This window comes from Arthrobacter sp. Sr24 (genome assembly GCF_054511175.1).
On record NZ_JBTNDB010000042.1, the window covers coordinates 1 to 19,299 of the forward strand.

At 59.3% G+C, this 19,299-nt stretch carries 11 protein-coding genes and 3 tRNA genes; 7 read left to right on the top strand and 7 right to left on the bottom strand.

All coding sequences use genetic code 11. The features are described 5' to 3' along the window. Nucleotides 1–99: 99 nt before the first annotated feature. From ACX80D_RS17205 to ACX80D_RS17215, 3 genes are all read right to left on the bottom strand, one after another. Nucleotides 100–3,468 (bottom strand): efflux RND transporter permease subunit, encoded by a 3,369-nt coding sequence (locus tag ACX80D_RS17205; RefSeq protein ID WP_459324093.1) that lies wholly within the window; start codon nucleotides 3,466–3,468, stop codon nucleotides 100–102. Between the two features lie 103 nt (nucleotides 3,469–3,571). Beyond that, nucleotides 3,572–5,059, bottom strand: coding sequence for a malate:quinone oxidoreductase (locus ACX80D_RS17210; RefSeq protein ID WP_459324094.1), 1,488 nt, complete (start codon nucleotides 5,057–5,059; stop codon nucleotides 3,572–3,574). Nucleotides 5,060–5,142: 83 nt separating this feature from the next. Beyond that, the gene (locus ACX80D_RS17215; protein ID WP_459324095.1) at nucleotides 5,143–6,831 is read right to left on the bottom strand and encodes an ABC transporter substrate-binding protein; all 1,689 of its coding nucleotides are present in this window, start codon (nucleotides 6,829–6,831) and stop codon (nucleotides 5,143–5,145) included. Nucleotides 6,832–6,985: 154 nt separating this feature from the next. Between ACX80D_RS17215 and ACX80D_RS17220 the strand changes: the two genes are divergently transcribed. Continuing rightward, a tRNA-Leu gene (locus ACX80D_RS17220) sits at nucleotides 6,986–7,067 on the top strand. Between the two features lie 85 nt (nucleotides 7,068–7,152). Here ACX80D_RS17220 and bcp read toward each other — a convergent pair. The 3 genes from bcp to ACX80D_RS17235 all read right to left on the bottom strand — a co-directional run bounded on the left by bcp (nucleotide 7,153) and on the right by ACX80D_RS17235 (nucleotide 8,251). Then, a complete protein-coding gene (bcp, locus tag ACX80D_RS17225) occupies nucleotides 7,153–7,629 on the bottom strand; it encodes a thioredoxin-dependent thiol peroxidase (RefSeq protein WP_459324096.1) in 477 nt (158 codons plus the stop codon). 409 nt (nucleotides 7,630–8,038) lie between these two features. Beyond that, nucleotides 8,039–8,111, bottom strand: a tRNA-Lys gene (locus ACX80D_RS17230). A gap of 67 nt (nucleotides 8,112–8,178) precedes the next feature. Next, nucleotides 8,179–8,251, bottom strand: a tRNA-Lys gene (locus ACX80D_RS17235). 365 nt (nucleotides 8,252–8,616) lie between these two features. On the opposite strand from ACX80D_RS17235, the gene ilvD reads away from it, so the two are divergent. The 6 genes from ilvD to metG all read left to right on the top strand — a co-directional run bounded on the left by ilvD (nucleotide 8,617) and on the right by metG (nucleotide 18,023). Beyond that, nucleotides 8,617–10,365 (top strand): dihydroxy-acid dehydratase, encoded by a 1,749-nt coding sequence (gene ilvD, locus ACX80D_RS17240; RefSeq protein WP_459324097.1) that lies wholly within the window; start codon nucleotides 8,617–8,619, stop codon nucleotides 10,363–10,365. Nucleotides 10,366–10,741: 376 nt separating this feature from the next. Next, nucleotides 10,742–12,631, top strand: coding sequence for an acetolactate synthase large subunit (locus ACX80D_RS17245; RefSeq protein WP_459324098.1), 1,890 nt, complete (start codon nucleotides 10,742–10,744; stop codon nucleotides 12,629–12,631). 2 nt (nucleotides 12,632–12,633) lie between these two features. Continuing rightward, nucleotides 12,634–13,146 (top strand): acetolactate synthase small subunit, encoded by a 513-nt coding sequence (gene ilvN, locus ACX80D_RS17250; RefSeq protein WP_459324099.1) that lies wholly within the window; start codon nucleotides 12,634–12,636, stop codon nucleotides 13,144–13,146. 100 nt (nucleotides 13,147–13,246) lie between these two features. Continuing rightward, complete coding sequence (gene ilvC, locus ACX80D_RS17255; protein WP_459324100.1) at nucleotides 13,247–14,272, top strand: ketol-acid reductoisomerase; 1,026 nt, start codon at nucleotides 13,247–13,249, stop codon at nucleotides 14,270–14,272. 379 nt (nucleotides 14,273–14,651) lie between these two features. After that, nucleotides 14,652–16,247 carry a phosphoglycerate dehydrogenase gene (gene serA / locus ACX80D_RS17260; RefSeq protein WP_459324101.1) on the top strand — a complete coding sequence of 532 codons (1,596 nt, stop codon included), beginning with the start codon at nucleotides 14,652–14,654 and terminating at the stop codon, nucleotides 16,245–16,247. 198 nt (nucleotides 16,248–16,445) lie between these two features. Then, on the top strand, nucleotides 16,446–18,023 hold the full coding sequence (metG, locus tag ACX80D_RS17265) for a methionine--tRNA ligase (RefSeq protein ID WP_459324102.1): 1,578 nt from the start codon (nucleotides 16,446–16,448) through the stop codon (nucleotides 18,021–18,023). Nucleotides 18,024–18,128: 105 nt separating this feature from the next. Here the strand turns inward: metG and ACX80D_RS17270 are convergent, their stop codons facing one another. Continuing rightward, nucleotides 18,129–19,133 carry a type IV toxin-antitoxin system AbiEi family antitoxin domain-containing protein gene (locus tag ACX80D_RS17270; RefSeq protein ID WP_459324103.1) on the bottom strand — a complete coding sequence of 335 codons (1,005 nt, stop codon included), beginning with the start codon at nucleotides 19,131–19,133 and terminating at the stop codon, nucleotides 18,129–18,131. Nucleotides 19,134–19,299: the final 166 nt, after the last annotated feature.

The window sequence follows — 19,299 nt, forward strand, 5'->3', positions numbered from 1 at the left end:
GAGAGAAAAAAAAAAAAATGGGGGGGGGAAAGGAAGAAAAAGGGGGTTTTTCCGCCCGCGGCGCCTCCCCCCCCCGCTGTCGTAGTACTCGTGCCCTGGTCAGTCGGCGGCGCCCTCAGTCTGTGGCCCGGCGGCCCGGCGGCCTCGTACCTTCGGGATGGCCCCGGTGGTCCAATCCTGGAAATCAGCAACAGGCTTTACCTCGCGAGATGCGGAGCTCTTGGCGATTGAGCCTTTACCTGTTGAGTCTTTGGCGATTGAGCCTTTACTTGTCGCATCCGTACCTGCTGGCACATCGTTTGCAGGGACGTGCACCACCTTCAGTGCCTTGATGAGGTCATGGCGTTCCTTTCGGCCTTCCACCAACCTGTACAGCACCGGCACCAAAATCAGTGTCAGAGCCGTAGAGGAAATTAGTCCGCCGACCACCACAATGGCCAGAGGCTGCGAGATGAATCCGCTGCTACCAGTGAGACCAAGAGCCATAGGTGTCAACGCAAAGATGGTGGCCAATGCCGTCATCAGGATGGGGCGCAGACGCTGCCGGGCGCCATGCTCAATAGCGTCGGCTACGTTCATGGCTGGCCGGCCACCGGCTGGCTGCCGATATTGGTTGATCAGGTCAATCAGCACAATGGCGTTCGTGACCACAATGCCGACCAGCATCAACATGCCGATCAAGGAAGGCAGGCCCAGCGGGATCCCCGTGATGAGCAAAAGGCCGACGGCGCCGGTCGCGGCGAACGGGATGGACACCAGCAAAATCAAGGGCTGGATGAGGGACTTGAACGTTGCCACCATGATCACGTAGACAATAGCGATGGCGGCCAGCATGGCCAGGCCTAGCTGCTGGAATGATTCGGCCTGTTGTGTTGCCGCGCCGCCAATGGTGGCGATAGTGCCGGGGGGCAACTCGGTGGAATCCAGAGTCTTTTGAACCTCTGCGCTGAGCGAACCCAGTGCATTGTTTTCCGGGGCAACAAAGACCGTTGCTGTGCGTTGCCCATTCGAGGAGGTTACGGTGAGCGGGGTCTGGACTTCCTCAACGGTGGCTACCTGCGAGAGCGGCACCGGACCGGCTGCCGTGGGAATTTGAGCCGCGGCCAATGCAGCCACCGAATCAAACTCGGTACCCAAACCAATTTGCACCCTGTAATCGGTGGTGTCGATACGGACGGTGCCGCCCGGAATAGGGCTGACAGTGGCAGCGAGCAGACCGGTGATTTGTTGCTCATCAAGGCCTGCCGCGACCGCCTTTGCACGGTCGACGTTTACCTGTACAACTGGCTGAGTGCCACTGAGGTTGCTTTCAACAGATTGAGCGCCTGGGATTCCCGTCATGGCTTTGACGAGGGCGTCGCTGGCTTGTTGCAGTTCTTCGCCCGTGGTTGCCTTGACGGTGATATCCACGGTGGAGGACATGCCGAAGCCGCCGCCCTGGGACCCGAGACTGATGGTGCCCGCGTCCTTGACGCCCGCGATAGCAGTTCTTACGGTGTTCTGGAGAGCCACCTGATCTGCATCGGGATCGGTGATGACCTGGAACGAGGCGCTTGAGGCTCCCGAGGAGAGCAGCGCGGAGAAGCCGGCAGAGGCATTGCCCACGGTCACTTGAACGTCGCTAATGCCTTCAATGCCAGTCAATGCCTGCTCAACTTTCTCAGCGGCTGCATTAGTGACCTCGAGGCTAGTTCCAGCTGGCATGTCTTGTTGGATACTCATGCTGTTTTGGCCGGTATCGCCCAGTAGATTGGTGGGCAGGAACGGGGTCATGGCCAGGGTGGCGGCCAAGATGATGCCACCAGCGATCAGCGTCACGACAGGGTGTTTTTGGGTTTTGGTGAGGATCGGCAGGTAGCCGCGCTGCAGCCGGGAGGAGCGCTCTTTCTCTTCCACAGCGCTCAGTAGAGCCTGCCCACGCAAAGGGGTGCCGGCGTCGTCCGCGTCAGTGGTGGAGGAAACAACTGGAGTGGATTTCAGGAACCAGTAGGCCAGCACCGGCACAATGGTCAGCGAGACCAGCAGCGATGCAATCAAGGCAAAAGTGACGGTAAGAGCGAAGGGTCGGAAGAGCTCGCCAGCCAGGCTGCCCACAAACGCGATGGGCAAGAACACGGCCACGGTGGTCAACGTGGAGGCGGTGATGGCCGCGGCGACCTCGCGAACGGCGGCCAAGATGGCAGTCTTCTTGTCCTCGCCATAACTGAGGTGCCGCTTGATGTTTTCAATGACCACAATGGAGTCATCCACCACTCGGCCGATGGCAATAGTGAGCGCGCCCAAGGTCAAGATGTTCAGCGAGTAGCCCGTTGCCCAGAGGCCGATGAAGGTCACCAGCAAAGACAGCGGGATGGAGATGGCAGTGACGAGTGTGGAGCGCACGGACATCAGGAAGATCAAGATGATGACCACGGCGAATCCGAGTCCGAGCAGGCCCTCTACGGTGAGATCGTGGATGGACTTTTCAATGAACGGGGCCTGGTCTAGGACCGTGGTGAAGGTGGTGTTATTGCCCATGGATGCCGTGAGTTCGGGCAACATCTCATTGACTTGCTGCGAGAGCGAGACGGTGTCGGCCTCGGGCTTCTTGGTGATGGACAAAGCCAGTGTGGCCTCGCCGTTGGTGCGGGTGATGGAGGTGGTGGGGTCATCGGCTACTGTCACGGTTGCCACCGAGGCGATGGTGGGAACGGCGGCTGCGTTAGAGCCGGTGTTGGAACCAGCGTTGGAGCCGCCAAGGGGCAGGGCCTTGACGGCGTCGAGTGAATCGACGGGGCTGCCGGCCTGGATGGAGAGTGTGGTGCCGTCGGTGTTCAACGAGCCGACGGGGACCAGTGTGCCGTTGTTTTTCAGCGCTTGAGCGATATCGCCGGGGTTCACGCCGGCGGCGGCCATTTTGGCGGGATCCGGAAGGATCTGAATGTGCTGGGAATTGGCGCCGGTCACGTCAGCGCTGCGTACGCCGTCGATCTTCAGCAGCTCGGGGACGGCAATGCGCGCCAGATCCGTGTTCAGCGCAGCGAGATCCTGATCCGATGAGACGGCCAAAAAGACGATGGGGAAATCAGAGATGCTTCCGGCGATGGGCAGCGGCTGCACACCGTCAGGTAGGCGCTGGCTGACGTTGGAGATGGCGCGGTCAATTTGGTTCCGGGCCCGGTCCAAGTTGGTGCCATAGGTGAAGGCGAGGTTGATGGTGGAGACCCCGCTGCGGGAGGTGGAGGTGCTGGATTCCAGCCCCTCCACTGCGTTCAAAGCAGCCTCAAGTGGTTCGCTGACCTGTTTATCGACCACTGCGGGGGAGGCCCCGGGCATAGCCGAGACCACAGTGATCTGCGGGAACTCAATGCTGGGAATGAGTTCCTGCTTCAGGGAGCCGAGAGTGATCACCCCGAACACCACCGCAAAAATGGTGATCAGGGCAATCAGGGCCCGGTTCCCCAACGACATTCTGGCCAACTTGAACATCAAACCACTCCCACTGCTTCATGCTGCGTCAGACCCGTTGAACCCGGGCCAGTTCAAACGAATTTCAGGCCGACTCTTACTGCTGTTACGTCTGGTGTTGCTGTTACTTCAGTTGCAATGAAGCTGCCGTGGCCGCCAGGCTCTTTTCAAAGAGTTCGGCGTTGTCATTGAGCTTGGTGCCGTAGGTGGGCATCATGGTTCGCAGTGAATCCTGCCATTCCAGCTTAAATTTCCGCGGGAAGCAACGCTGCAGCAACTCAAGCATGATCGGCACTGCCGTGGAAGCTCCGGGGGAAGCACCCAGTAGGGCCGAGAGAGTTCCGTCCGCAGCGGTGATGACCTCGGTACCGAACTGCAGCACGCCACCCTTCTTGGAATCCTTTTTGATGATCTGCACACGCTGGCCAGCGGTGATCAGTTCCCACTGTTTGCCATCGGCCTGCGGGAAGTACTCGTGCAGGGCATCGACCTTGCCGGAGCGGGACTTGGTGACCTCGGAAACCAAGTACTTGACCAGATCCAGGTTGTCCTTGCCAACTGCCAACATCGGAATGATGTTGTTGGGGCGGATGGAGCTGGGCAGATCCATGTAACTACCGGTCTTGAGGTACTTGGTGGAGAATCCGCCGTACGGGCCGAACAACAAGGAGCGCTTGCCACCAACGTAACGGGTGTCCAAGTGAGGCACGGACATGGGCGGGGCGCCCACTGATGCCTGACCGTAAACCTTGGCGCTGTGCTTGGCTGCAACCTTCTCATCCGTGCAGCGGAAGAACTGGCCGGAGACGGGGAACCCGCCAAAGCCCCTGCCCTCGGCGATACCGGACTTCTGCAGCAGGTGCAGGGCGCCGCCACCGGAACCAATGAAGACGAAGTTGGCCTTGACCTTGCCGTGCTCACCGGATTTGGGGTGCTTGAGCGCAACGTCCCAGCCGCCGTCGGACGTGCGGGCAACATCGGTGACGGTGGTGCCGTAGTTGATCTCTACGCCACTCTTGTCCATGTACCCGATCAGTTCCCGCGTCAGCGCGCCAAAGTCGACGTCGGTTCCCTCGGCGGAGCGGGTAGCTGAAACCACCTGCTGGGGGTCGCGTCCCTTCATGACCAGGGGAGCCCACTTGGCAATCGTTGCCGGGTCCTCGGAGTACTCCATGGAGGCGAAGACCGGGTTCTGTTTGAGGGCTTCATGCCGCGTCTTGAGGAACTTGCGGTGCGCTTCGCCAATGACAAAACTCATGTGCGGAACGGTGTTGATGAAGCCCTTGGGGGATCCAATCAACGATTCGTCCACCAGGTGCGACCAGAACTGGCGCGAGAGCTGGAACTGCTCGTTGATGTGAATGGCCTTGGCCGGGTTCACGGAACCGTCCTTGGCGGCCGGTGAGTAGTTAAGCTCACAGAGCGCGGAGTGGCCGGTACCGGCGTTGTTCCACGGGCTGGAGGATTCCAATCCTGGGGTATCGAGCTGTTCAAACAGCACAATCTTCCAGTTTGGTTCGAGTTGCTTGAGCATGGTGCCCAGCGTGGCGCTCATGATGCCGCCTCCGATGAGGACGACGTCAGCGTCTTTGGTGTTCGAAATGAAGGTCACAGTCAACTCCGGTAGAGGCTCTTCCTAGCGCTAGAAGCGTATCGCGGCACACGCCGGAAGCGTAAATCAGCGCTTGCCTGCGCTTAGCCTGTGGTAGACGCCACCAGCTTCACTTGGTTGAAGACCTCGTTCAGGACGGGGCTGAGCGGATAGCTCTGTACCCGGTCCGATAGGGCGATGGCTGAGATCGGAAAGACAATGGGAACGGCCGGTAGCGTTGTAGCGATTTGCTTGCTGATGGATTCATAAGCGGCAATACGATCCGGACCGTTGGGCATACTGCGAGCCCTGGTGATCTTGGATGCCAACTGCGGATCCGTCATACCCAGTTCGGCGCCAGGGGAACCGAAAATGGGGCCCACGAAGTTATCCGGATCTGCGTAGCTGCCATTCCAGCCCATGAGGCTTAGCGCGTGGGTGCCCTCGCGTGTGACGGCGTTGAGATAGCCCTCATTCCAGGGAATGGGCACAGGCTTGATATTGAAACCGACCTTGGTCAGCTCAGCGGCTATCTGGGCGTAGACCTTTTCCGGCGTGGGCAAATAAGTGCGCGCGGCATTGGTGGGGTAGTAGAACGGGAGCTCTTCGCCGTCGTAGCTGGACTCGGCGAGGAGAGTTTTTGCCTTCGCCGGGTCGTGCGCAATTCCCTCCACAGCGTTGTTGAAACCACTGAGCTTGGGTGGGATGAACTGGGCGGTGGTTGCTGTCCCGCCAATGAAGAAGTTACTCGCCAACAACGATTTATCGATGGCGGCAGCGATCGCTTCACGAACCTTCACGTCCTGCAGGACCGGGATCTTCTGGTTGATGCCCAAGTACATGACGGAGAAGGGATCGCGCTGCAAAACCTGTTTGCCGCTCTTGATGAGTTTGTCCAAGTTATCTGGTGTGACGGGGTCGTAGCCGTCAATAGATCCCTCTTCCAGGGCAGCCAGCCGGGTTGCCGGTTGCTCGAAAGTCTTGAAGTTCAACGTGGTGATCTGCCCCTTTTCACCCCAATAATCCTTGGTGGCATTCATCGTGACCGAGCCTGCGGAAGCTGCGCTGAACGTGAATGGCCCGGTGCCTACCGGATGCAGCCCGTAACGGGAGACCTTGTTGCCACCGAAAGTTTGATCCAACACATTGGCGGTCTTGGCCTTCAACGCGGTGGGGGAGGAGATCGCGAACGCCGGCAATGTCAGGGCGGGGAGGAAACCGGTAAGCCGAGTTTTCAGACCGAGGGTCACCTGCAATGCCGAGTCAACTGTGCAGCCGTCATAAATGGAATCTTGTGGATCATCGCTGAACGCCCGGAAAACCTGCTTGAACATGGAGGACGAACCGTCGCCGCGAGTGGACACCGGCATGGTGTACCAGCGTTCAAAGTTGGTGCACACGGCGGCGGCGTCGAATGCGGTGCCGTCATGGAATTTCACCTTGGGACGCAGTGTGAAGGTGTACTTCAGCCCGTCCTCGCCCTCGGTCCATTCGGTGGCCAAGCTCGGTGCGGGTTCGCCCGTGACCGCATTGACCGTCAGCAGGCCCTCCATCAGCTGCCGCGTCACCCGATACGACTCCGTGTCAGAGACCATCGCCGGATCGAAACCTAGCGGGTCCGATCCCGTGCCAAACGTGAAAATGGTGGGGGTCGGTGCCTGGGTGGGTGCCGGCGTCGTACTGGGGATCACAGGAGGTGCCGCGGTGCAGGCCGTGACCCCGAGAAGAACGACGGCGGACAGAGCCAACGCTCGCTGGATCACCATGCGCAGTGGGCTGGCTGGGCTAGGCACGTTCGGGGTTCTCCTTGCAGCACGGACTGTCCATCAGCCACTCATCATAGTGGGACATTCTGGGCGCGAGCGGTGGATTGCTGCTGCCGGCGTGAGAAGTGTGGTCAAAAGTACTCCTCACACGCTGTAGTATTGTTCATGCTTCAATACACCTGCGCGAGTGGTGGAATTGGTAGACACGCAGGTTTTAGGTACCTGTGCCTTCGGGCGTAGGGGTTCAAGTCCCCTCTTGCGCACAGTTGAAAAGGCCCCGCTGATCAGTAGATTGGCGGGGCCTTTGATTTTTTTCGGGGCCTTTACGGTCGGTTCATGCGCTAGCCCTTAGGCGGCGTCGAGCTGCAAATCCCGGCGCAACTTCGCCACATGGCCGGTTGCGCGGACGTTGTATTGGGCCAAGGCCACCGCGCCAGTCTCGTCAATGACAACGGTGGACCGGATCAGGCCCTCATACGTTTTGCCGTAGTTTTTCTTTTCGCCCCAGGCTGCATAGGCTTCGGCAACGGCGTGGTCTTCGTCGCTGAGCAGAGGGTAGCTGAGCTCGTCGCGGGCCACGAACTTTTCCAGCTTGGCCACTGAGTCAGGCGAAATTCCAACTACTTCGTAGCCTGCTGCTTGCAAGGAAGCCAGGCTGTCGCGGAAATCGCAAGCTTGCTTGGTGCAACCGGGCGTCATGGCCGCCGGGTAGAAGAACACGATGAGCTTGCGGCCAGCAAAGTCGGCCAATGAGGTGATACCACCATCGGCGTTGGGCAGGCTGAAGGTGGGGGCTGGATCGCCGGTGGTCAGGCGCTCGGTCATGAGGATCTCCTTGTTCGTTCCGCCCCGTCACGTCGCCATGGGCGTGGCGTGGCAGGGGAATTGGGCTGTGATTTCAGCCTAGGCGAGATGCCGGCACGGGCTAAATTGGGGTGGCGGTAGCGGGGGCTGCCGGGCAGGGGTAGCCGAGTGCTGGGTGCTAGTGCGACTTTGGGGTCGTATCACCGGCCGGCCGAATTCGAGTCCTCACGTATGGCCCCCAAACGGCCAATTTGGAGGCCAAACGTGAGGACTCGTGGGGCTGTGGCCCTCATATACGTCGCCCATGACCCCTCGTATGCCGCTAAGGTGTTAGCCGCTAACCCCGAACCCTGGATTTGAGACCACAATCGGGCAACAAAAAACCGCCCCAACTCCAGCGTTAGCCAGTGTTGAGGCGGTTCTACCCTTGTGCACCCCTCCGGACTTGAACCGGAAACCCATTGATTAAGAGTCAATTGCTCTGCCAATTGAGCTAGAGGTGCATCTTTTACTACAGTAAAAAGCTGTTCCAACACCGGTTGTTACCGGTGTTGGAACAGCCCTACTTTGTGCACCCCTCCGGACTTGAACCGGAAACCCATTGATTAAGAGTCAATTGCTCTGCCAATTGAGCTAGAGGTGCATCTTCTCGTTGCGGTGAAGCGCGAGGATTTGTGTCCGTCGTGTTCTTTGCAACGACATGAAACTATACGGCTTTTTTGCTCGGGTGTGAAATCGAAAAACAGCTTTTGTGGCACTTTGCGGCAGGGATCACATTTTGACGGTGCAGGAACCCCGTGATCGTGCGGAATCTGGACCGGATATTGATTTCGAGATTGCTCCGGTTGGAGCTCGCCGTGAACACTATGGCGCGTCAGGGGAGCACCGCGAACTTCTCGCGCACAGCCCAACGGCGTCGTTGTTTAAGGTGGCAACAGCTACCGCAGTTGTCCACCCTGCACCTCGGCACTGTGGCTTACTTCACTTTTCGGATCTAGACTGACGCTCATGAGCGTCGAGACTAATTCGGTTGAACCGGAAGACACTGTTGTACGCACCCCTGATGGCAAGCCGGATATCAAGCCGCGCAGCCGAGTTGTCACTGACGGGATTCACGCAGCGCCGGCGAGGGGCATGTTCCGGGCGGTCGGCATGGGCGATGACGATTTCAGGAAGCCACAAATTGGCGTGGCCAGCTCCTGGAACGAAATCACCCCGTGCAACCTCTCGCTGAACCGCCTAGCCCAGGGCGCGAAGGAAGGTGTTTTCGCGGCCGACGGCTTCCCCATGCAGTTCGGCACCATCTCGGTATCGGACGGTATTTCCATGGGCCACGAGGGAATGCACTTCTCCCTAGTCTCCCGTGAAGTTATTGCCGATTCCGTGGAAACCGTCATGATGGCGGAACGGCTCGACGGCTCGGTCTTGCTAGCCGGTTGCGATAAGTCCCTGCCCGGCATGCTCATGGCCGCCGCCCGGCTGAACCTCGCCAGCGTGTTCCTCTACGCCGGCACCATCATGCCCGGCTTCGCCAAGTTGGAAGACGGCACGGAGAAGGAAGTCACACTGATCGACGCCTTCGAAGCGGTGGGCGCCTGCGCGGCTGGCAAGATGAGTATGAAAGATTTGGACGCTATTGAGCGCGCCATCTGTCCGGGAGAGGGTGCCTGCGGCGGCATGTACACGGCCAACACCATGGCCTGCATTGGCGAGGCTCTGGGCATGTCCCTCCCCGGTTCGGCCGCCCCGCCGAGCGCCGACCGCCGTCGTGACCTGTACGCGCGCAAGTCTGGCGAGGCCGTGGTCCATCTACTGGAGAAGGGCATCCGCGCCCGCGACATCATGACGAAGAAGGCTTTCGAGAACGCCATCGCCGTCACCATGGCGTTTGGCGGTTCCACTAATGCGGTCCTACATCTCCTAGCGATCGCGCGCGAGGCCCAGGTGGATCTGACTCTGGAGGATTTCAACCGCATCGGCGACAAGGTCCCGCACCTAGGGGATCTGAAGCCGTTTGGCCGCTACGTAATGTTCGATGTGGACAAGATCGGGGGAGTGCCCGTCATTATGAAGGCACTGCTCGACGCCGGACTCATCCACGGCGATTGCCTCACCGTCACGGGCAAAACCGTGGCCGAGAACTTGGCCGCCATCAACCCGCCGGATCCGGATGGCAAGGTGCTGCGCGCCATGAACAACCCCATCCACAAGACCGGCGGCATCACCATCTTGCACGGTTCCATGGCCCCGGATGGCGCCGTTGTGAAGAGTGCGGGCTTCGATCTAGACGTTTTTGAGGGCTCAGCCCGAGTGTTTGAGCGCGAGCAAGGTGCGCTCGAGGCCCTTGATCGTGGCGAAATCCATGCAGGGGACGTAGTGGTGATCCGCTACGAAGGGCCCAAAGGTGGACCGGGTATGCGCGAGATGCTCGCCATTACCGGCGCCATCAAAGGTGCCGGACTCGGCAAAGACGTGCTGTTATTGACCGACGGGCGCTTCTCCGGTGGGACCACTGGGTTGTGTATTGGGCATGTTGCCCCGGAAGCGGTCGACGGCGGTCCCATCGCCTTTGTGCGTGACGGCGACGCAATCCGCGTGGATATTGCTGCGCGTACCTTTGATCTATTGGTTGAGGACTCCGAGCTCGAGGCGCGGAAAGTGGGCTGGGAACCGCTGCCGGCCAAGTTCACCACGGGTGTATTGGCTAAGTATGCAAAGCTAGTCAACAGTGCCTCTACCGGAGCTTATTGCAGCTAACTTGCTGGCGCTTGGTACCCCTGAACGCAGTCATGACCACAGAGTGGACATTGTGTCCACATAGTGAGATGGCCGTGTGGTGCGTTTGACACTCACAAGCCAAAAACGGGACACTAAACACATGCAACGAGAGCTCCTAGCCGTCATTAGCTAGCACGTGACGCGCAATGACCACACCCATGGTTATTGGCTTGTGGCTTTCTTTAGATGAAAGAAAGCCACAACACGTGCAAACCCCTCGATGAACGCCTTATGGGCAAGAGGGGTTTTTTTGTTTCCACCACCAGCGGCAACTTGTAATACTGCGTGATCCACCCTGCACCAAACGCAGCTACAGAAGAATTACCCAAGCATGAGTTCCCCAAAGGAAGAACCGATGAGCAAAGGAACGCCCGCCAGCCCAGCGCTGATGGCAGCCAAGTCCCCCGGGCACGGAGCGCAAGCGAGCACCCACGCAGGTGCCGTTAGCACTGTAAGCCCGGCATCCGCCGTCGTGGGTCCCAACAATGTTGTGGCTCCCATTCAAATGACTGGCTCCGAAGCGCTTGTCCGTTCACTTGAAGAGCTAGGTGTCAAGGACATCTTTGGCTTGCCTGGTGGCGCCATTCTTCCCACGTACGATCCGCTGATGGCCTCGAAACTGAACCACATTTTGGTGCGCCATGAGCAAGGTGCCGGCCATGCTGCTCAGGGTTACGCCATGGTCACCGGAAATGTTGGCGTGTGCATTGCCACCTCCGGTCCCGGCGCTACTAACCTGGTCACCGCCATCATGGATGCGCATATGGACTCGGTTCCACTGGTGGCCATTACGGGTCAGGTTTCCAGCTCCGTGATCGGTACCGACGCCTTCCAAGAGGCCGACATCGTTGGTATCACCATGCCGATCACCAAGCATTCGTACTTGGTGACGGACCCCAATGACATTCCCCGCGTCATGGCCGAGGCATTCCACCTCGCCTCCACCGGCCGGCCCGGCCCCGTGCTGGTGGACTTCGCCAAGGACGCGCAGCAGGCTCAGATGACTTTCTCCTGGCCGCCGGTCATTGACCTGCCCGGCTACCGCCCCGTGTTCCGCGGTCACTCGAAGCAGTTGCGCGAGGCTGCGCGGCTGATTCGTGAAGCCAAGAAGCCCGTACTGTACGTGGGTGGCGGTGTCATCAAGGCCAACGCTTCGGAGGAACTGCTGGTTCTGGCTGAACTGACCGGCGCTCCCGTGGTCACCACGCTGATGGCCCGCGGCGCTTTCCCCGATTCACACTCGCTCCATGTTGGTATGCCGGGCATGCACGGAACGGTTTCGGCCGTGACCGCCTTGCAGCAGTCCGATCTGCTCATCACCTTGGGCGCTCGTTTTGACGACCGCGTTACCGGTGTCTTGAGCAGTTTCGCCCCGCATGCCAAGGTCATCCACGCGGATATTGACCCGGCAGAAATTTCCAAGAACCGCACGGCTGATGTGCCTATCGTTGGCTCCTTGAAGGAAATCATCCCGGATCTCGCAGCTGCCGTGAAGACGGAGTTTGAGAGTAATGGAACCCCTGATCTGGGCGACTGGTGGGCGTTCCTGGGCAACCTGCGCGATACCTACCCGTTGGGTTGGACCGAACCCGAAGATGGACTCATGTCCCCGCAGCGCGTCATCTCACGCATCGGTGAACTGACCGGGCCAGAGGGCGTGTATGTTGCCGGCGTTGGCCAGCACCAGATGTGGGCCTCGCAGTTCATCAAGTATGAGCGTCCCCGTTCCTGGCTCAACTCCGGTGGTGCCGGAACCATGGGCTACTCGGTTCCCGCAGCCATGGGTGCCAAGGTGGGTAACCCGGACCGCGTGGTTTGGGCTATTGACGGCGACGGCTGCTTCCAGATGACCAACCAGGAATTGGCCACGTGCCGGATCAACAACATTCCGATCAAGGTTGCCGTCATCAACAACTCCTCCTTGGGCATGGTGCGCCAGTGGCAGACGCTGTTCTACAACAGCCGCTACTCCAACACCGATCTGAACACAGGCCATGACACCATTCGGGTGCCTGACTTTGTGAAGCTGGCAGATGCCTACGGCTGCGTTGGTTTGCGCTGCGAACGCGTCGAGGACATCGACGCAACCATTCAGGCTGCCTTGGCCATCAATGACCGCCCTGTCATCATCGACTTCGTGGTCAGCCCCGATTCCATGGTGTGGCCGATGGTGCCCTCAGGTGTCAGCAATGATCAGATTCAAGTTGCCCGGAACATGACCCCGGTGTGGGACGAGGAGGACTAGAAATGAGCCGACATACTCTTTCCGTGCTGGTTGAAGACAAGCCCGGCGTATTGACCCGTGTGGCCAGCATGTTTGCTCGCCGCGCCTTCAATATCAACTCACTTGCCGTTGGCCCCACCGAGATTGCCGGGATTTCCCGCATGACCGTGGTGGTTGACGCAGACGGCGACTTGATTGAACAAGTCACCAAACAGCTGAACAAACTAGTCAACGTCATCAAGATCGTTGAACTGGTTGCAGAGAATTCCGTGCAGCGGGACCACATCCTGGTCAAGGTGCGTGCGGATGCCGCTACGAGACTGCAAGTAACCCAAGCTGCAGATCTCTTCCGGGCTTCCGTGGTTGATGTGTCCACAGACTCATTGACCATTGAAGCCACCGGCTACGCTGACAAGCTAGCTGCCTTGCTCAATGTCCTGGAGCCCTTCGGGATCCGGGAGATTGTGCAATCCGGCACCTTGGCCATTGGGCGGGGAACCCGTTCCATGAGCGATCGGGCATTGCGCGCTTCCTAGCGCACGGCCCACCGGAACCCAGCCAGTCAAGGGTTCTGGAGCAAGTACTTATTCACGAAGCAACACACCATTTATTCACGTTATTTCAAGGAGTTCCACAGTGACTGACATGTACTACGACGACGACGCCGACCTGTCCATCATCCAGGGTCGCAAGGTTGCCGTCATTGGTTACGGCAGCCAGGGCCACGCCCACGCACTGAGCTTGCGCGATTCCGGTGTTGACGTACGCGTTGGCCTCAAGGCGGGCTCCAAGTCCATCGCTAAGGCAGAGGCTGAGGGCCTGCGCGTCCTCAGCGTTGCAGAAGCAACCGCTGAAGCTGACCTGATCATGATCCTGACCCCGGACCAGGTTCAGCGTTTCGTTTACGCCGAGGACATTGCCCCGAACCTGAAGGCTGGCGACGCCCTGTTCTTCGGCCACGGCTTCAACATCCGCTTCGGTTACATCACGCCCCCGGCTGATGTTGACGTGGCTCTTGTTGCTCCGAAGGCTCCGGGTCACACCGTGCGCCGCGAATTCGAAGCTGGCCGTGGCATCCCGGACCTGATCGCCATCGAGCAGGACTTCACCGGCAACGCCAAGGCTCTCGCGCTGTCCTACGCCAAGGGCATCGGCGGAACCCGCGCTGGCGTCATCGAGACCACCTTCACCGAAGAGACCGAAACCGATCTGTTCGGCGAGCAGGCAGTTCTCTGTGGCGGTACCTCACAGCTGGTTCAGTACGGCTTTGAAGTTCTCACCGAAGCTGGCTACAAGCCGGAAATCGCCTACTTCGAGGTCCTGCACGAGCTCAAGCTGATCGTTGACCTCATGTGGGAAGGTGGCATTGCCAAGCAGCGCTGGAGCGTTTCTGACACCGCAGAGTACGGCGACTACGTCTCCGGCCCGCGCGTCATCACCCCCGAGGTGAAGGAAAACATGAAGGCTGTTCTGGCCGACATCCAGAGCGGTGCCTTCGCAACGCGCTTCATCGAGGACCAGGACAACGGCGGCGTTGAATTCAAGGCGCTGCGCAAGAAGGGCGAAGAGCACCCGATCGAGGCCACCGGCCGCGAACTGCGTGGACTGTTCTCCTGGATCAGCAACAGCGACGACTACACCGAAGGCTCCGTAGCTCGCTAGTCCCCACTCACCGGCCCGATAAATCGCTGAAGCGATTTATCGGGAACCTGGTGAGCGTGGGCCCAACGCTTTGGGTGATTCGGGAGTGTGGGCCCAGTGGCCTTGCTATGTACTGAAGGACGACGGCGTCTGCCGGACCCGCGTGGGTGCGGCAGACGCCGTCGGACTTTAATGAGTTGTGGCAGCGTCCACTAGATGAACAAAAGTGGCGTGGATCATGTGATTTATATCGCTTACGTATTACTTCCCGCTAATTGTTACGGCACCGAAGCCGGCCTCCCATAAACTGGAGACCGGCTTTTGTCGCTGAATTTGCAGCATCAGAACCATTCACCAAAATCCCCACAAGAACACTAACGAGAACTAAAGAGGTCACCAGGTGAGCGCCACCAAGCCAGTAGTACTCCTCGCTGAGGAACTTTCGCCCGCGACGATCGAGGCATTGGGTCCCGATTTCGAGATCCGCCACGCAGACGGCGCCGACCGTTCCGCGCTGCTGTCCGCCATTGTTGACGTCGACGCGATCTTGGTCCGCTCCGCAACGCTGGTTGACGCCGAAGCGATCGCTGCAGCGAAGAACTTGAAGGTGATCGCACGTGCCGGTGTGGGGCTGGACAACGTGGACATCAAGGCCGCAACGCAGGCTGGTGTCATGGTGGTTAATGCACCTACCTCCAACATTGTCTCCGCCGCCGAACTGACCATCGGCCACATTCTTTCCCTGGCCCGCCACATCCCGGCCGCCAGCACCGCCCTGAAGAACGGCGAGTGGAAGCGCTCCAAGTACACCGGTACCGAACTGCTGGAAAAGAAGCTCGGCATCATCGGTCTGGGCCGCATCGGCGCCCTGATCACCGAGCGCGCCAAGGCCTTCGGCATGGAGATTGTTGCCTACGACCCCTACGTCACCAGCGCCCGCGCCGCCAGCCTCGGCGTGCAGTTGCTCTCGCTCGATGAGCTGCTGGAACAGTCGGACTTCATCACCATCCACATGCCGCGCACCCCGGAAACCTTGGGCATGATCGGCACCGAAGCGTTCAAGAAGATGAAGAAGAGCGCTTACGTCATCAACGTGGCCCGCGGCGGTCTCATTGACGAAGCAGCCCTGAACATTGCGCTGCGCGAGGGCGAAATTGCTGGTGCCGGTATTGATGTGTTCGTCAAGGAGCCGGCCACCGACGTTGACTTCCTTTCCTTGGACAATGTCATCGCCACCCCGCACCTGGGTGCCTCCACCGATGAAGCTCAGGAAAAGGCCGGCGTCTCTGTGGCCAAATCCGTCCGCCTGGCACTGGCTGGCGAGCTGGTCCCGGATGCTGTAAACGTTGCCGGTGGCGTCATTGCTGCCGAGGTCCGCCCGGGCATCCCGTTGATCGAGAAGCTGGGCCGCATCTTCACCGCGCTGACCCACGCCTCCGTCACCCAGATCGATGTTGAAATTGCCGGAGAAATTGCAGCCCTGGACGTCAAAGCACTGGAACTCTCCGCTCTGAAGGGTGTGTTCAAGGACGTCGTCTCCGAGCAGGTCTCCTACGTCAACGCACCGGTTCTGGCCGAACAGCGCGGCATCAAGACCAACTTGATCACCACGCTGGAATCCGCCGATTACCGCAACGTGCTGACCATCCGCGGCGCCCTGTCCGATGATTCACAGATCTCCGTTTCAGGTACCTTGACAGGCCCGAAGCAGATCCAGAAGATCGTGGCCGTCAACGGTTACGAGCTCGAAATCCCCATGAGCGATCACCTTTTGGTCATCTCCTACGCTGACCGTCCCGGCGTGGTTGGCACCTTGGGTCGCCTCCTCGGCGAGAACAACGTCAACATTGCCGGCATGCAGGTTGCCCGTCACACCGAAGGCGGCCAGGCTCTGGCTCTCATCACGGTTGACAGCTCTGTGCCGCAGGCCTTGCTGGAGTCCATCAAGACCGAAATTGGCGCCACCATGGCCCGCGAGGTCGATCTGGAAGACTAGTCTGCAGTCAAACTTACGATGGCGGGTTGGTTCCCGGAGCGGGGATGGATTTCTAAGGTCGCCCAGCGACCGTAGAAATCTTACTGCCCGCGAGGGAGCCGACCCGCCATCGTCCGTTAACACACTGAGGGAGTCCACCCGGACCGTACTCAGGGTCACGAATCGGTGTTTCGGGTGCGGACGCGGTAAATTCGTAGGGTGACATCTACTGAATCGGCCAAGACGCCTTACTACCTCACCACCGCCATCACGTACCCTAACGGTGTTCCGCACATTGGACACGCCTACGAGTACATCGCCACCGACGCCATGGCACGCTTTAAGCGCCTGGACGGATTCGACGTGATGTTCCTGACCGGCACCGATGAGCACGGGATGAAGATCGCCCAGGCCGCCGAGGATCAAGGCGTCACGCCCAAGGAGCTGGTGGACCGCAATGCCGCCATTTACAAGGAAGCGCACGCCGCCCTTGGCATCAGCTACGACCGCTTCATCCGCACCACGGACGCCGATCACTACGCCGCGTCCCAGACCATCTGGAAGAAGATGGAAGAAGCCGGGGACATCTACCTGGGCAAGTATGAGGGCTGGTACTCCGTCCGCGACGAGGCCTACTACGGCGAGGACGAAACCGAACTGCGCGAAGACGGTAAGCGCTACTCAAAGGTCACCGACACCGAACTGACCTGGACTGAGGAAGAAAGTTACTTCTTCCGCCTCTCCAACTACCAGGATAAGCTGCTGGCGCTCTACGAGTCTGAGCCTGAATTCGGCGCTCCTCGCACCCGCTTCAACGAGGTCATCAGTTTCGTCAAGGGTGGGCTGGAAGACCTTTCCGTCAGCCGTACCACCTTCAACTGGGGCGTTCCCGTTCCCGGTAACGCCAAGCACGTCATGTACGTATGGGTTGACGCGCTGACCAACTACCTCACCGGTGTTGGCTACCCGGATGTGTCCTCGGAGGCGTTCCAAAAGTTCTGGCCAGCCGATGTGCACATCATTGGTAAGGACATCTCCCGCTTCCACGCCGTGTACTGGCCCGCATTCTTGATGTCGGCTGGTCTGGAGCTGCCTAAGCGCGTCATGATCCACGGCTTCCTGCACAACAACGGCGTGAAGATGTCCAAGTCCTTGGGTAACGTTGTAGCTCCAGCTGACTGGGTTGCCCAGTACGGTTTGGATCAGGTCCGCTTCTTCCTCCTGCGTGAAGTTCCTTTCGGCGCGGATGGTTCTTATAACCACGACGCCGTGGTGGGCCGGATGAACTCCGATCTCGCCAACAACTTGGGTAACCTGGCTCAGCGGTCGCTGTCCATGGTGGCTAAGAACTGTGACGGTGTGGTTCCGACGCCGGGCGCGTTCACTGCTGCGGATGAACAGATCATGGCTGCTGCTCGAGAGCTGTTGGAGATCTCCCGCAACGCGTATCAGGTGCAGGACTTCCACGGTTCATTGGAAAAGATCTGGCACGTGTTGGGCGACACTAACGCGTACTTTGCCGATCAGGCTCCGTGGGTGCTGCGTAAGACGGACGTTCCCCGCATGGAAACCGTTCTTTACGTGACCCTCGAGGTGCTGCGCATGGTCTCTATCCTGATTCAGCCGGTCATGCCGGATGCTGCTGCGAAGCTGCTGACGGTTCTGGGTCAGGATTCTAGCGCTGACTCTGCTCTGCGTCAGTTCGCTGCCATCGCCACACCTTTGGTTGCCGGAACGGTATTGCCCGCGCCGGCCCCGATCTTCCCGCGGTACGAAGAGCCCGCCGCCGAGGCGTAAACCCTGGCTTGAATCGCCCTGTTTGAATTCGGACGGCGCTTGCGGGAAAAGATGGTTGTAGACGACCATCTTTTCCCGCAAGCGCCGTCCTTTTAGTTGAACCAGCTATTGCTGTCGCAGCCCAACCGCCCGCAACAGGCTGATGAAGCGTTCCTGATTCATCATTTCGTTCCATTCCCATCGGACAAAACCGTTGACCTGGGACCGGATTTGGTTCTCCCGTCGCTTTTCCTTCATGACACGGTCAGCGATGGACAGGCCTCCGCCCCAGTCGTCACGCAAGTACTTTCCTTTGCCGTCGAATTCGCCGACGAGCCGAATTTTTTCGAACCAAAAATCGGTCAAAGCGTCACTGCCATCACGAAGGATGAACCGTTGCTGAAGTATCGGCGCGGGAAACCCGAACAGGTGCATCTTGGCTCGGCTGATTGACTCCCCAGCAGAACCGGAGAGTGGGTTCGCGAAGCCGATGACGGTTAATGCCCGTCTCCGGGCGGTGGCACTTGGTAGATTCTCGGCTGCGACCGTGAGATCCTCGCGTAGCAATGCTTGGCCCTGTGGGTAAGTGCTTTGCCACAAGGGGTCGAATAGTGGGGACTCCATGGACTCCGGATTAAATTGATTGAACTGGTGTTTCCGCTCGGGTACTCTCAGGCTGGAATCACAGATGGCGACTGCGTAGGGGAAATCTAACGCCAGGATCAGCTGCATGACCGTGGTCAGCTTATCTGTGAGCAGAAACGGGCCGCACCTTTGGAGCCCATCAGTCATGGATCCGCGATGCCTGATCACACCATTTTCGTTTCGACCGCCCACCATCACGTCGGTCATGACGTGCAGACGTCGGGGAGTGCCAACAATCCATAATCCCCACAATAGAGCCGCTGTTGCATGCGCGAGTAGTGGTTGTCGCGAGGCCACTTCCTGGAATGCGAGAACGTCGAGGCCGTAGCGTTGTAGGGGACGCAGCTTCTGGACAGCGGCAGTATCGGCGTATACCCCGCGGCGTAAACGGGTGAGTTCGCCGCTATTGCAGAGCGTCACCAGCTGCCGGCGGTCCCGGCCGGACTTTTCAAAGTCTGCTGGAAGGATCAGTCGTGGCATGCTCATGAACCCAGCGTCTCACTGTAAGGTCACTCGCGAGTGGGGCAAAGGCGATGCCTGTGGATAACTTTACGGTCCGCAAGGGAGACCCAACAGTAAATTCGGACGGCGCTTGCGGGAAAAAAAGGGTGTGGGAAGAAGGCTTTTTCCCCAAAAACCGTCCTCATCCCCT

Bases quoted from the DNA above. Each gene is read 5' to 3' on its own strand.
- ACX80D_RS17245 (WP_459324098.1), top strand. From the start codon at position 10,742: ATGAGCAAAGGAACGCCCGCCAGCCCAGCGCTGATGGCAGCCAAGTCC.
- ACX80D_RS17270 (WP_459324103.1), bottom strand. From the start codon at position 19,133: ATGAGCATGCCACGACTGATCCTTCCAGCAGACTTTGAAAAGTCCGGC.
- ACX80D_RS17205 (WP_459324093.1), bottom strand. From the start codon at position 3,468: ATGTTCAAGTTGGCCAGAATGTCGTTGGGGAACCGGGCCCTGATTGCC.
- bcp (WP_459324096.1), bottom strand. From the start codon at position 7,629: ATGACCGAGCGCCTGACCACCGGCGATCCAGCCCCCACCTTCAGCCTG.
- ilvD (WP_459324097.1), top strand. From the start codon at position 8,617: ATGAGCGTCGAGACTAATTCGGTTGAACCGGAAGACACTGTTGTACGC.
- ilvN (WP_459324099.1), top strand. From the start codon at position 12,634: ATGAGCCGACATACTCTTTCCGTGCTGGTTGAAGACAAGCCCGGCGTA.